A 12,743-nucleotide genomic window follows, 5' to 3' on the forward strand; every position below is an offset into this window, starting at 1 on the left:
TGAACAAAAGTCGAGTCCGCTCAAGTGGCCGCTGAGAAAAAATCATCCTGTTGGACGGGGCGCGGCGTCGGAACCAAGCCCGGCCGTTCGTCTTGAATCCGGCACCAGTATGGAGTTCCCCGCAATGGCCCCCCGCGCTAACTGGAAAGGCTTCCTGCGTCTTTCCCTCGTCACCTGTCCGGTAGCGCTCTATCCGGCCACGTCGGAATCCGAAAAATGTCTCGTTCAACCAGCTCAACCGAAAGACCGGCCACCGCATCAAATACGCCAAAGTGGACGCTGATACCGGCGAGGAGGTCGACAACGAGGACATCGTCAAGGGCTACAAGGTCGACACCGACACATTCATCGAGGTGACGAAGGAGGAGCTCGAGAACGTCGCGCTGGAATCGACGCGAACGATCGAGATCGACGAGTTCGTCGACCGCAGCGAGATTGATCCACGCTACCTGATCCGCCCTTACTACCTGACTCCAGATGGCAAAGTCGGGCACGATGCCTTCGCCGTTATCCGCGAAACCATCCGCGAAATGAACAAGGTCGCGATCGGTCGCGTGGTGCTGACCAATCGCGAGCACATCATCGCGCTGGAGCCGCTGGACAAGGGGCTGATGGGGACCTTGCTGCGCTATCCCTACGAAGTCCGTTCTGCGGAGGAGTATTTCGACGACATCCAGGACGTCAAAGTCACCAAAGACATGCTCGATCTCGCCAAACACATCGTCAATCAGAAGGCGGGTCACTTCGAGCCGGAGAGGTTCGAAGACCAGTACGAAACCGCCCTCATCGATCTCATCAATCAGAAGCGCGCCGGCAAACCCATCACCGCGAAGTCGCGTCCTCGTGGTGAGAATGTCGTCGACCTGATGGACGCACTGCGCAAGAGCATTGGAGCCGACGCGGATTCAGCGACAGAGTCGCAAAAGAAGCCAGCCAGGAAGGCGCGCAAGGCGTCGCCCGGGCAGAAGGAAATGCTGATGCCGATTGCCGGCAAGAAACCGGCCAAGGAGACCGCGGCGAAGAAGCCGGCGGCCAAACCGCAGCGGAAGTCGGCATAGCGAGACGCTAAGCATCCAGTGGCGCCAGACGGCCGTTACTTCGTCGCCCGCGGCAGGGAGCGATATGGCTGCGCTGAAAAAGACTTCCAGGAGATTGATGTTGAGCGCGGGCATTCTCGCCTACCGCAAGGGTGCTCGCGGGCTCGAGGTTCTGCTCGTTCATCCTGGCGGTCCGTTCTGGCGCAGGAAGGATAATGGCGCGTGTTCCATTCCCAAGGGCGAAATCGATGCCGCGGATGCGCCGGACGAGGTCGCGCGGCGCGAGTTTGCCGAAGAACTCGGCCCGAGCGCTTCAATCGGTCCTCTCCCGGCGCTGGGGGAAGTCCGACAGCGAGGAGGGAAGCGCGTCATCGCATTCGCCGGCGAGGGCCAATTTGACCCGGCGGCGCTGACCAGCAATACCTTCGATATCGAATGGCCGCTCCGAAGCGGTCAACGGCAGAGCTTTCCCGAAGTCGACCGCGCGGAATGGTTTGATATCGAGCTCGCGCGGACGAAGATGCTGTCCGCTCAGGTTGAGTTTCTCGATCGTCTTTTGGCGATCGCGATTGAGAGCGCCGGGAAATGAAGTTCAGGTTTGGAATCATTTCGGACACGCACGGTCTGTTGAGGCCTGAGGCCGAACGAGGCCTGACGGGCGTCGATCACATCATCCACGCCGGCGACATCGGGCGCCCCGAGATCGTAGACGCGCTTCGCCGGATCGCGCCTGTCTCGGCCATTCGTGGAAACGTGGACAATGGCGCGTGGACCCGCGACTACCCCGACACGAAGCTTGTGCGCTTGGCGGGAAAGTCGATCTACATTCTGCACGACTTGAAGACGCTGAAGGCCGATGCCGGCGTTGGCATCGATGTCATCGTCTCCGGGCAGGCATTCCCACGTGCCGAAGATCCACACGGTCGGTGGCGTTCTCTACCTGAATCCCGGGAGCGCGGGACCGCGGCGCTTCAGGCTACCGATTACGCTGGCGACGCTCGAAGTCACGCCCGACGGCATGCGACCGGAGATCCACGACCTTGGAGGCGACTGAGTGCCAGCGCGGAGGGGGGAGGCGGTTGCATCAATTCCTTTTGCCGAGTTACGCCCTGAGGGAGCGCTACTAGCGCGGCCGTTCTCGCTCACGCACGACGTCTTTCGCCCGCTTGTCGGATCTGAGCCCGAGGTAGACGGGCTGGCGCAGTTCGCCCTTACTGGTCCATTCCGCGAATTTGCGCTCGGCAACCAATGAGGGCCTGACCCAGGTCGTGGCGGCCTCGTCTTCACTTGGCAGGAATTTGTGCCGTTCGCTTTGCGGTGAGGGCTGAAGGCGATCAGCCTGTCGCGCGGCAGGATCGCCTTCAGCCGCTTCTTGCGCTCGAGAAGAGGCTGTTTGCGCAAGTCAACTGCGTTCTGAAACATGAGATTGAAGGCACAATACAGGAGCTTCGCGTCGTGACGCAGCGCGCTTTGAAGTAGCTGGAAATGCGAGACGCCGTCCTTTCCGATCGCGACGAGCTCGCCGTCGATCACGGCGTCGCCCAACCGCGATTGGAAGCCTGCGATGCGCCGTGCGCGGGCTAGTTAGCGGTTCTTCGGTCGGCGGCACGAGCCATCAGCCATGAACTCCCGGTAGCTTATGGCCGGGCGGCTTGTACTTTATTTCCGCTTTCGGCAGATATAATTGACGCGGCGGACTTACCACTCCTAGCGACGGACCCTTAGCCGCCAGCGCTACTTAACCGAGCCCCTTGTAGGAGCGTATTGGTCCTCGATCGGAATGCGGCTTCATGTCGGCTAACGCGATCTCTCCGCAAGTTTGGCACACGGCTATCCACACCTGGAGTGCCCCAGTTGGTAATGGCTTCGGTACAACGACAAATTGTGTGGGTGTTGCGCTCTAGTTACAGACTCGATGCCGGCCCAGCGATAACGTCGAGTTAAATTAGAAGCGCATCTGTAAGTTGATTTTTTGTTTGTACGTTTGCGCCACTTCTTTGTTCGATCAATTGGCAGTCAGAGATTTGCGATGAAGCCATTGCGTTTGCTCGTCGTGTCGTTCTGCGTCCTGGTGACAGGCTGCGGCACTTACATTCCCAGTCAGCGGGACTGGCCAAACGACGGAACCGGCGATGTCGCCAATATGAATTCGGTTCTTGTTCGCAGCATCGTTTGCGAGCTGAGCTACGCTGTCACGACCGTGATCGAAACAGATGTGGAGCAGTCCAAGCTTCGACCGAATCGCAGGAAATACGCCGACTTTTTGTATGGTTGGGGCGTCGAAGTAGCGGCCGACCTGACCGTTACCGCAAATACGGCTCTAGCCTCATCGGGACTCTGGGCGCCAGTGTCTCCGGCATCCGCGATCTTCACGCTCGGCGGCGGCATCGGAGGCGGTTTCACGGCAACGAACGAGAATAAGTTCAACATTTTTTACACAGTCGCCGATCTGTACAAACCAGCCGCCTTCAGGCTCGGCTCGACTGAGCGACCATGCCGGTATCCGGAAGGCGGAAAAGAAGGCTCGCTTCTCGTCGATATCGACCTACGAGTTGTGGAATTGCTGTGGTCGCGTAGTCAAATCGTCCAGCTTCGTCTGGCGGACGCGCCGGGGACTGTTCCCGTAGCGGGAGATAAAAACGTTCTCACGCAGACCGTGTCGATCAAGGAGAGCGTTGCCGGGGACATCACACCAGCGTGGAAATTCACAACGGGTTCGGTCAATCAATCCAGCAAACTGTTCGGTGCGGGTCGCGACCGCACGCATCAGCTCGTTATTACCTTTGGACCGTTAGGACCCGGCCACAAGTCATTGAACCCACTCGCCGAGCAGTTTCATCTGAACGAACAGCTGAAAGCTGGTTTGCGCGGTAATCCGATAGGCCAGTAACGGGAGAAAGCCTTGGCAAAAACAAAGAAAGCTCCATCTAAGCCCACTCGTCTTAAGCCCAAGAAGTTCAAGGAACTGCTTGAGAACTTGGACGTTGCTGCTCTCCACGATGACGACATCGCCGATATCATGTTGCGTTGCGCGTCTACGCTGAACTTCAGAAAGACCCTGGCTAGCGATGCCAAAACCCTTGCAGGCTATTGCTATACGCAGGCTCCCGGAGAGAGCTGGGTGACCGTGTGGCAGAACGGCCATCCTGTCGAGTATCGCGTACCGTTGGCGGTTGCGCAGCAACGCCACATTCCCGTTTGTGGCGGATGATCATCCTCCGCTGAAGTGATAGGATTTCCAGCGCGGTCCGCCAAGTCATGCCCTCGTAATGGCCCGGCGGTACGCGGAAATGCGAAATCATAGTACTGGCAGGCCGAGAAATCCCCTGCGCGGTGCTGGTGGCGGCTCCGGCACCGTATAGTCAAGTTCGCCTGGTATTTCGCCTTTAGTATCGAACGCGCCCTCCTTGAGACCATAGGGCCCGAGCCCAAGCGTCACGGAAGGAAGCTCGGACACGCTGATTTTCCCAGCGTAGAGCGGAATGGTATCGGCTTCGACGACCTCTCCTTCACTGTTGAAGATTTCGTAGCTAACGACGACACCGCCCCCGTAGGAGAGCTCACTGCTGCCGGTCGAGACCTTGGAGTGCGACATGCCGCCAGCCGCAACGGGCTTGACCCACAGGATGTAGGCGCCTCTGTCCAGCCAGGCCCTCAAGTTCTCCGCGGAAAGTATCCGCGATAGCCTGCTGCTTGCCGACTTGTCGTCGACCTTGGTTAGTCCTTCTTTGAAGGCGTCGAATGCTTCCAGAGCCTTCGTCATGCGAGCGATCAATTGAGTGCGCGCAGTGGCCGGATCAATTTTGCCGCCGTCAGTGGCGCCGTCTTGCTCCGCTTCATCCGAAGGGGGCTTGTCGTTTTGAGAATGCTGTTGCGCCCGAAGTATAATTTCCAGGCTTGCCGCGGTCTCGAGTTGGGCTTTTAGGTCATTCGGGTCTGTCGACGGCTACGATGTAATATTCTTGCTGCTGAGCTTCCCGAGGGCCTCAGCCACGTCTCTTCGCGTTTTGTCCAGACCTCGAAGACTATCTAATACTTGCGACTGTTTCGCCAAGCTGGGTACGGTCGCCGAATGAAAGACCTTAAATTGTCTCTTGGATAGCAGCCTTAGTTGTCCCGCGACCGTGACGGCAAAAACCTGATCCTCAATTTCGATCTTGAAGTTCTTGATATCCTGATCCGTCCGAAAAAGTGAAAATAACTGCAGTCCGGTATTCAGCAGACCGCTAAAGACCGCGAAGGCCGGCACGAGAGTTTCGATTAGGTTTCGTTGATCCGGCGCCTCTTCCTGCGGCAGAAGCTTTGCCGCTTCGATGAGCGCGTCGAATAACGCCTTGAAGTCGTCCCTTATGGCGAGGAAGTCGCGAAGTTCGCCTAGAGACGCGAATTCTGCAGCGTTGTGAAGCAGGACCGCTTCTTTCGGCGCTATGTCGTTTATCCTCACCACGCGCTTGGCGATGTGATGAGCAAGATTGCGCGCAGCCCTGTACGCGAGGATGATGCTTTCTATGGGGGCATTGTCATTGACGGTGATAGTGCCCTTGTGGCCTGCGCTATCGGGAATTTCCGCGTTAAAAGTTTTCGCGTCTATGGCAGGCTTGTCCGGTTTGCCTTTTGGATCATTCGCAGCGTCAGTGCTTTTCGCCGCATCGCTGCCCTTCGCTGGTGCTGCTGCTTCGGTCATTTTTTTTGCCCATGCAATGTGGTATCGCAATGAAGTGCAGCTTAAAGTAGCAGAATGATCGCGAATTGTCATCCGCACAAATGGGCCGGAAGCGTGTCCCCTCTCACACCGACGCCAGTACGAACCGCCGGAATTTAGGTAGCAAATTGGTTGGATACAGTTTTCCAGCGGCTAGAGCGTTTCATTTTTTGATGGAAGCGTATCCTGCATTAGCGAAGTAGTTGCTGCATTCGCCGGGCAGAACGTTTCTGACGAGGTGGCCGATGTGGTCGCAGGCGTCGTCCATCGTGCGTTTCTGTGCGATGCGCATCCAGTGCTTGATCTTGGCGAAGACTTGCTCGATCGGGTTGAGGTCGGGTGAGTACGGTGGAAGGTACCACAGCCTTGCGCCGGCCTTCCGGATCATCTGCCGGACGGTCGGCGACTTGTGGCTACCGAGATTATCCATGACGACGATGTCGCCCGGTTTGAGCACTTTGACGAGTTGCTGTTCGACATAGGCGCGGAAGCTTTCGCCGTTGATCGGTCCATCGAACACACAAGGCGCAGTGAGCTGGTCAGAGCGTAGGGCACCGAGGAAGGTCAGGGTTCGCCAGTGACCGTGCGGCGCAAAGCCGCGCAACCGCTCACCCTTGGATCCCCAGCCGCGCAGCGGGGCCATGTTGGTCTTGATCCAGGTCTCGTCGATGAACACCAGGCGGTTTGGATCGAGGCGATCCTGCAAGCTGCGCCAGCGCTGCCGCCGCCGCGCGACGTCGGCGCGGCCCTGCACAAGGGCGAACAGTGTTTTTTTTGAAGCGGAGACCTTCGCGTCGCAGGAAGGTCCATACCGCGTGGTGCGAGACTTTCAAGCCTCGCGCGGCAAGTTCGTCCTTCAGCCCGTGCAGCGTTAGATGTGGCGTCTGCCTGATCCGCTCCACGATGAACGCACGATGCGGCTCCAGAACCGGCTTACGGTGACCGCCCATCTTGCCCGGCGCAACCGAACCCGTCGCGCGATAGCGCTGCCGCCACTTCACGACGGACGACACTGCAACATCGAACCGGGCCGCCACAGCATGGCAACTCTCCCCGGATTCCACCGCCTTCACGGCTCGTTCACGAAGATCATTCGAAAGAGGTCGGACCATCCGATACTGGCCTCCGATCCAGCCAGCATCTTGAATCACAAACCGCCGCCCGACGGAATCCCTCCCGATTCAATCAATCGATGAACCGCTCTAGTCGGCGCCTCTGATGCGATTCAGAAAGCCAACCATCTGGGAATTACGGATTTGCATCATTTAGCTGACAGCGACAAATGGCACGATTTCGTCCACTAACGGTCCCCTTAGGTTCAGGTTGTTGCGAGGAGAATTTGGTCTTCTGTTGGGATAGCGGATGTTAGGACGAGCTATCCGCTTGATAGACCACGGTCACGGCCTAGTACGTGCTGCGGTTGGTTCACCGCGGGGCGGTCTCGTCGTTTCTCTGGAGCGAGTTCCAAAACGGCCCGATGTAGCTCGGCCGGAAACGTCAGCGAATTTCCGGCGGCTTGTGGCCCATGGCCAGAAGCGATCGAACGCATCCATCACAAATCCTCACGCAGACCCCGGAAGAACGGGTGCCTGACCTTTCCCTCGGCCGACTTCGCGCGATACTCGATCTCGGCCAGAAGCTTAGGTTCAACTCAGATGCCCTTTTGGCCGATGCGCTTGGAATAGGGCTGGGTTCTTCGGACAAGGGGTTTAAGCCGCTTCTGCAGTTCGGCGGCCGAGATCTTGTCAAAGCCGTGGTCGACTTTACCGGCGTAGACGAGATCGTCGCCCTTGCGACGGCCGACATCGAGGCCATCCCATTTCGTGCCAATCGAGAGCGAAGCCGGCAATGGTCAACGTCTCCCGCTGCACGCAGGTCTTCTTGACCCAGTCGTTCGTGCGGCCCTTCGGATAGGCACTGTCCCGTACCTTTGAGACCACGCCTTCGAGGCCGAGCTTGCAGGCGTGCGCGAACATCTCGCGGCCTTCTATCTCGAAGCTTTCGCTGAACTGGATGTCAGTGCCGTTCAGGATCTTCATGAGCTCGGCCTTGCGCTGAAGGAGCGGTAGCTTCCAGAGATCGCGGCCGTTTAGATAGAGCGGATTGAACGCCACCAGCACGGTGCTCGTCGACTTGCCCTTGAGCTCGTTCTGCAGGGCCGAGAAGTCGGTCGTGCCGTCGGCGGCCGGTACCACGATCTCGCCGTCTACCACGGCCGAGTTCGCCTTGATCCGCCAGGCGTCATGGGCGATCTTCTTGAAGCGATGCGTCCAATTGTGGCCGCGCCGGCTAAAGATCGTCGCCGCCTCGTTGGCGAGGTGGACCTGAACACGGTAGCCGTCGAATTTGATTTCGTGAATCCAGCGAGCCCCTGACGGCACCTTGTCGATCGAGGATGCCAAGGCCGGCTCGACGAAGCCGGGCAGGGGCGCCTTGAGGCCGATCGGCTCGGGCTTTTTACGCTGAAACGCCACTGAAGAACTCCACGCTACAGCCGATTCAAATTGGCACAGTTCGAATCGTTCCGGAACCTCAGAATCCCATTCGCGTTGCTTGGATGTCATAACAGGAGGCACCCATGGCGGTAGCGAAGAAGACGAAGACGGCGCGTGGCCGAAAACAAGACCGTGCGCGGGTGGCCGGCGGGCAGGACTATGAAGTGCAGTACGAGGAGCTGGGCCGTTGAAGTGGGAAGGCCGGGCTGGCTTGAGGCTCGGCACGGCCTTCTAGTCCGGTAGGCATTCCGGGCAGGTATCACCAATCGAGTTCAGCACGTCACGAACCTCGGCCGCCGCTGCATCGGGGGAGACGCCTGCTGGCGGGTCGCCTCGGGCGATATCAAAGGCCCGCTCCCGTGCATGCGGATCGGCGCGATCTTGCATCCAACCGTGTTCTTCGCACTCGCGGATGGCGCCAGCTTCCTGAAGCACGTGGATTGCCCATCCGCGCAGCGTCCGTATCGCTGGCCTTCGTTCACGCGTCATTAGCATTGAAATAGCTCCTGATACGACGAATCGCTATGTGCGTCATTCGTTCCCTAGCCAGCACGGGCTGGGATTCGTAATGACGAGAGGGCAAGGTTTGGCGTGCACTGCGCGACCGAGCCACGGCATTCGAAGAGCTACAAATCTCTTCCCTATGATTCAGGTCCGAGCCTTTGACGCGCAGACCGGAGCACGAGAGGAGGTCGCAGATTCCATCGTCGTGGCTTTCCTGGCTGCCGTTAGGGCGCGTGCGGCTTCGCCGCACCGGGCTCTCGTGAACCGAGCCGCTTTGCGTCTCGGCCATCCGGCTTCGATCCCTCGCGCAGAGACGGCGGAGCTCCTCGCCGGGGGCACTCGGGAAAGGGGCTCGCCTTCGGCGATCGCTATCACTGCCCCGTTCCCGGGTGCCGCTTTTAACCGGTCTCGTCGCTGCACTCGGACCCGCGTGCCCCTTCGGGTCGCTATGCTCACGCTCTCCGGGTGCCATTTCAGTGGGGCGATGCGCCATTGGCGCACGCCTGATCAGGGCCTGCGGCCCTAAGCAGTCAAGGCCACATTCCATGAAAAAATGGGACGCAAGGTGGTCGATCCGCAGATTGCGGCGGGGCGTCATGCGTCGTCGTTTCCGCGCAAGCGGCTGAGAGTACGAGAGCTGAATGGGTTTTGCCGTGACGGGTCACAGGCTGCGAGAGAGGCTCGCCCCGCCCGTCGCGGAGACCCGCGATGTCCAGACATTATCCTAGGGCGCGCACCGGTGAGAATCGGGCAAACCTTTATGACGAAATCACCAACAAGATCATCGGCGAACTTGAGGCGGGCCGAGTGCCATGGGTGCAGCCTTGGGGCACCACCGCGAAGGCGTCTTTGGCCATGCCGAAGAGCGCGGCGACCGGCCGCCAATATAGCGGCATCAACATTCTGATACTTTGGGCCGCCGCCACCGAACACGCATTCACATGTCAGAGCTGGCTCACCTTCCGTCAGGCGCTGTCGCTCGGTGGTCACGTCCGCAAGGGCGAGCGCGGGACGACCGTGGTCTATGCCGATCGCTTTGTCCCGATCGACGAAAAGCGGCGCGCGAGCGAAACCGGCGACGAAGCGCAAGCCATCCCGTTTCTCAAGCGGTTCACGGTCTTTAATACGGATCAATGCGACGACCTGCCTTCGGAGACCGCGACGACGGCGCCGCCTCCGCCGCCAGGCCTGATCGAGCCGCGTGTCGAAGAGCTCATCAAGGCGAGTGGGATCGATTTTCGCATTGGCGGCAACCGCGCATTTTATGCGCCGGCAGAAGACTATGTACAGGTGCCTCCGCCACAAACCTATTTTGAGCCAATCAATTGGCATCGAACCGCCTTGCATGAGCTGGCGCATGCCAGCGGCCATCAGTCACGTCTCAACCGCGACTTGTCCGGCGGCTACGGCACCAAGAAGTATGCTTTTGAAGAGTTGATCGCGGAAATATCGGCTGCGTTCAGTTGCGCGTCGCTCGGTATCGTACCGACGGTGCGGCACGCCGACTATATCGGCTCCTGGCTCGAGGTACTGCGCGAGGACAATCGCGCGATCGTGCGAGCTGCCTCACAAGCCAGCAAGGTCGCGGATTATCTGCTTGGCTTTCTGCCCGAACCCTTTGTCGAGTTGACGACCGACAGAGCGGAGCAGGAGGCAGCGTGAAGGTCTCGCCAGTCGCTTCGGAAACGAGAGTGAGAGGGGAGATGCGGTTTTCGCGACGGGTTGGAGGCCGAGAGAGAGGCTCCCGGCCGCCCGTCGTGGAGATCAGACATGACGAAGGCTGTCCAAAAGATCACGCTGTCGCCCTCGCGGGACATTCCGTTCAACAAGCTGGTGCTCAGCCAATCCAACGTCCGGCGTGTGAAGGCAGGCGTTTCGATCGAGCAGCTCGCCGAAAGCATCGCGCAGCGGACGCTCCTGCAAAGTCTCAACGTGCGGGCGGTCGTGGACGCGGAAGGCAATGAGACCGGCATGTTCGAGGTGCCGGCCGGAGGCCGGCGCTATCGTGCGCTGGAACTTCTCGTGAAGCAGAAGCGCATGGCCAAGACTCAGGCCGTTCCTTGCGTCGTGCGCGAGGGCGGCATCGCTGAAGACGACTCGCTTGCTGAGAATGACGAGCGGGTAGGGCTTCATCCGCTCGATCAGTTCCGAGCCTTTCAGACCTTGCGTGGCTCCGGCTTGTCCGAAGAGGAGATCGCGGCTCGGCACTTCGTGACACCGGCCGTCGTGAAGCAGCGGCTGCGGCTGGCGTCCGTATCGCCAAAGCTGCATGAAGTCTATGCCGAAGACGGCATGACACTCGAACAGCTCATGGCCTTTTCGGTCACCGCGGATCAGACGCGGCAGGAACAGGTCTGGGAGAATGTCAGCCGCTCCGGTTACGACGAGCCCTATCAGATCCGGCGGATGCTGACCGAAAATACCGTGCGCGCCACAGATCGCCGCGTGCAGTTCATTGGGCTCGATGTTTACCAGCAGGCAGGTGGCAGCGTTTTGCGCGACCTGTTCGAGCACGATGATGGCGGTTGGCTTCAAGACGTCGCTCTGCTCGACCGTCTTGTCACGGAGAAGCTCAAAGCCGAGGCGGAAGCAATTGGTGCGGAGGGTTGGAAATGGATCTCAGTCGCCGTTGACTTCCCCTACGGCCACACGACAGGCCTGCGCGAGCTGGAAGGCCAACCTGTCGATCTCACTTCCGAGGAACAGGCCACCATCGACGCTCTCAACGCCGAGCAGGCGAAGCTCGAAACCGAATATCAGGATGCGGACGAGCTGCCCGAAGAGATCGATCAGCGTCTCGGCGCGATCGAAGCGGCGCTGCTGGCGTTCGAAGACCGGCCTGAGACTTACGATCCGGCCGAGATTGCCCGGGCCGGCGTCTTTGTCAGCATCGATTCCGAAGGACGGCTTTCCGTCGATCGCGGCTATGTACGGCCCGAGGATGAGGCGCCTGCGGCCGATTTCGATATCGAGCGGGGCACCGATGCGCCGTCGGCTGAAGGGCAGGATACCGGAGCTTCCACAACGCGCACAGCGATCTCGGTCGCAGGCGTATCGACCGAACCCGAGGAGGATGATGAAGACCCGGCAAGGCCGTTGCCGGATCGGCTCATCATCGAACTGACGGCGTACCGTACGCTGGCCTTGCGGGATGCGCTGGCCGAAAATCCTGCGATCGCGTTCCAGGCGGTGCTGCACAACTTCGTGCTGACGGCCTTTTACCGGTTTGCTTCGTCCGGGAGCTGCCTTGAGATCGGGTTGCGGACGCCAACCTTTCCCGCTCAGGCTCCTGGCTTAAGGGAAAGCGTCTCGGCGAAAGCCGTCGAGGCGCGGCATGAGGGCTGGAAGGCACGGTTGCCGCAGAGCGAGAACGACGTCTGGGATGCGCTCACAGCCCTCGACGGCACGGCGCAGGCGTCCCTGTTCGCTCATTGTGCGTCGTTTGCCGTCAACGCTCTCTACGAGCCGGCCAACCGCTATAATCAGGGTCGCGTCTCAGCCCACGGCGTCCGAACTCGACTCGACCAGGCCGACGTACTGGCGCGCGCTGCCGGACTCGACATGGTGCAGGCTGGCTGGAGACCGACCGTCGACAACTATCTTGGGCGAGTCACTAAGCCTCGCATTCTGGAGGCGGTGCGGGAAGCCAAGGGCGAGTCGTCGGCGCAACTGATCGACCACCTGAAGAAGACCGACATGGCCAAGGAAGCCGAGCGTCTCCTGGATGGCTTGGGCTGGTTGCCGGAGCCGCTGCGTCTCGTCGATTCCAGCCCGTGTTCGGCGGAGCCGGGAGGTGACGCAGGCCCACTGCCGGAATTCCTCGCCGGCGAGGAGGATCCGGAGAACGGCAGCGACGAGGATCCGGAACAGCTCGACGCGGCTGAGTGACAGCAGAAGGACTGTCTCCGGCTGTCCTGCGCTTGCTCGGGGACCGATGCACAGCGTCGGTCCCCATTTTTATTGCGAGACGGTTGAGAGGGAGAGTGCGGCCGGGAAGGGTTTGAA

The 12,743-nt window shown here is 59.9% G+C and carries 9 protein-coding genes and 4 pseudogenes; 7 read left to right on the forward strand and 6 right to left on the reverse strand.

What is annotated here, in order from left to right; translation table 11 throughout:
• Positions 1-124 precede the first annotated feature (124 nt).
• The 3 genes and pseudogenes from IVB40_RS08085 to IVB40_RS08095 all read left to right on the forward strand — a co-directional run bounded on the left by IVB40_RS08085 (position 125) and on the right by IVB40_RS08095 (position 2,091).
• A pseudogene (locus IVB40_RS08085) lies at positions 125-1,058 on the forward strand (Ku protein).
• Positions 1,059-1,122: 64 nt separating this feature from the next.
• A complete protein-coding gene (locus tag IVB40_RS08090; RefSeq protein WP_247439191.1) occupies positions 1,123-1,626 on the forward strand; it encodes an NUDIX domain-containing protein in 504 nt (167 codons plus the stop codon).
• Positions 1,623-2,091 (forward strand): annotated as a pseudogene (locus IVB40_RS08095) (metallophosphoesterase family protein). The gene IVB40_RS08090 and the pseudogene IVB40_RS08095 overlap by 4 nt, the downstream one beginning before the upstream one ends.
• 69 nt (positions 2,092-2,160) lie before the next feature.
• Here the strand turns inward: IVB40_RS08095 and IVB40_RS08100 are convergent.
• A pseudogene (locus tag IVB40_RS08100) lies at positions 2,161-2,579 on the reverse strand (DNA ligase); the annotation flags it as partial.
• A gap of 487 nt (positions 2,580-3,066) precedes the next feature.
• On the opposite strand from IVB40_RS08100, the gene IVB40_RS08105 reads away from it, so the two are divergent.
• Together IVB40_RS08105 and IVB40_RS08110 are read left to right on the forward strand one after the other, a co-directional pair.
• Positions 3,067-3,927: a hypothetical protein gene (locus IVB40_RS08105; RefSeq protein ID WP_247818568.1), complete on the forward strand. Its 861-nt coding sequence runs from the start codon at positions 3,067-3,069 to the stop codon at positions 3,925-3,927.
• Positions 3,928-3,939: 12 nt separating this feature from the next.
• Entirely contained in the window at positions 3,940-4,248 is a 309-nt protein-coding gene (locus tag IVB40_RS08110) for a hypothetical protein (protein ID WP_247439194.1), read from the forward strand.
• Positions 4,249-4,335: 87 nt separating this feature from the next.
• On the opposite strand, the gene IVB40_RS08115 is transcribed toward IVB40_RS08110, so the two are convergent.
• The 5 genes and pseudogenes from IVB40_RS08115 to IVB40_RS08135 all read right to left on the reverse strand — a co-directional run bounded on the left by IVB40_RS08115 (position 4,336) and on the right by IVB40_RS08135 (position 8,729).
• Entirely contained in the window at positions 4,336-4,800 is a 465-nt protein-coding gene (locus IVB40_RS08115; RefSeq protein WP_247818569.1) for a hypothetical protein, read from the reverse strand.
• 183 nt (positions 4,801-4,983) lie between these two features.
• Positions 4,984-5,721 carry a hypothetical protein gene (locus tag IVB40_RS08120; protein WP_247818570.1) on the reverse strand — a complete coding sequence of 246 codons (738 nt, stop codon included), beginning with the start codon at positions 5,719-5,721 and terminating at the stop codon, positions 4,984-4,986.
• A 181-nt stretch (positions 5,722-5,902) separates the two neighbouring features.
• Positions 5,903-6,851, reverse strand: a protein-coding gene (locus IVB40_RS08125) for an IS630 family transposase (RefSeq protein ID WP_247818571.1) whose coding sequence is annotated in 2 segments (ribosomal slippage) — positions 5,903-6,514 and positions 6,516-6,851 — 948 coding nt in all. Because the reading frame shifts where the segments join, the coding sequence is not laid out codon by codon here.
• A 440-nt stretch (positions 6,852-7,291) separates the two neighbouring features.
• Positions 7,292-8,213: pseudogene (gene ligD, locus IVB40_RS08130) on the reverse strand (non-homologous end-joining DNA ligase).
• A gap of 252 nt (positions 8,214-8,465) precedes the next feature.
• Entirely contained in the window at positions 8,466-8,729 is a 264-nt protein-coding gene (locus tag IVB40_RS08135; protein ID WP_247439199.1) for a hypothetical protein, read from the reverse strand.
• A gap of 717 nt (positions 8,730-9,446) precedes the next feature.
• Between IVB40_RS08135 and IVB40_RS08140 the strand changes: the two genes are divergently transcribed.
• Together IVB40_RS08140 and IVB40_RS08145 are read left to right on the forward strand one after the other, a co-directional pair.
• A complete protein-coding gene (locus tag IVB40_RS08140) occupies positions 9,447-10,400 on the forward strand; it encodes a zincin-like metallopeptidase domain-containing protein (protein WP_247439201.1) in 954 nt (317 codons plus the stop codon).
• A 108-nt stretch (positions 10,401-10,508) separates the two neighbouring features.
• Positions 10,509-12,626 carry a ParB/RepB/Spo0J family partition protein gene (locus IVB40_RS08145; protein WP_247439203.1) on the forward strand — a complete coding sequence of 706 codons (2,118 nt, stop codon included), beginning with the start codon at positions 10,509-10,511 and terminating at the stop codon, positions 12,624-12,626.
• Positions 12,627-12,743 lie beyond the last annotated feature (117 nt).

The sequence above is a fragment of the Bradyrhizobium sp. 40 genome, from assembly GCF_023100925.1.
In the GTDB taxonomy this organism is placed as follows: Bacteria; Pseudomonadota; Alphaproteobacteria; order Rhizobiales; family Xanthobacteraceae; genus Bradyrhizobium.

Bases quoted from the DNA above. Each gene is read 5' to 3' on its own strand.
- IVB40_RS08090 (WP_247439191.1), top strand. From the start codon at position 1,123: ATGGCTGCGCTGAAAAAGACTTCCAGGAGATTGATGTTGAGCGCGGGC.
- IVB40_RS08105 (WP_247818568.1), top strand. From the start codon at position 3,067: ATGAAGCCATTGCGTTTGCTCGTCGTGTCGTTCTGCGTCCTGGTGACA.
- IVB40_RS08115 (WP_247818569.1), bottom strand. From the start codon at position 4,800: ATGACGAAGGCTCTGGAAGCATTCGACGCCTTCAAAGAAGGACTAACC.
- IVB40_RS08120 (WP_247818570.1), bottom strand. From the start codon at position 5,721: ATGACCGAAGCAGCAGCACCAGCGAAGGGCAGCGATGCGGCGAAAAGC.
- IVB40_RS08135 (WP_247439199.1), bottom strand. From the start codon at position 8,729: ATGCTAATGACGCGTGAACGAAGGCCAGCGATACGGACGCTGCGCGGA.
- IVB40_RS08140 (WP_247439201.1), top strand. From the start codon at position 9,447: ATGTCCAGACATTATCCTAGGGCGCGCACCGGTGAGAATCGGGCAAAC.
- IVB40_RS08145 (WP_247439203.1), top strand. From the start codon at position 10,509: ATGACGAAGGCTGTCCAAAAGATCACGCTGTCGCCCTCGCGGGACATT.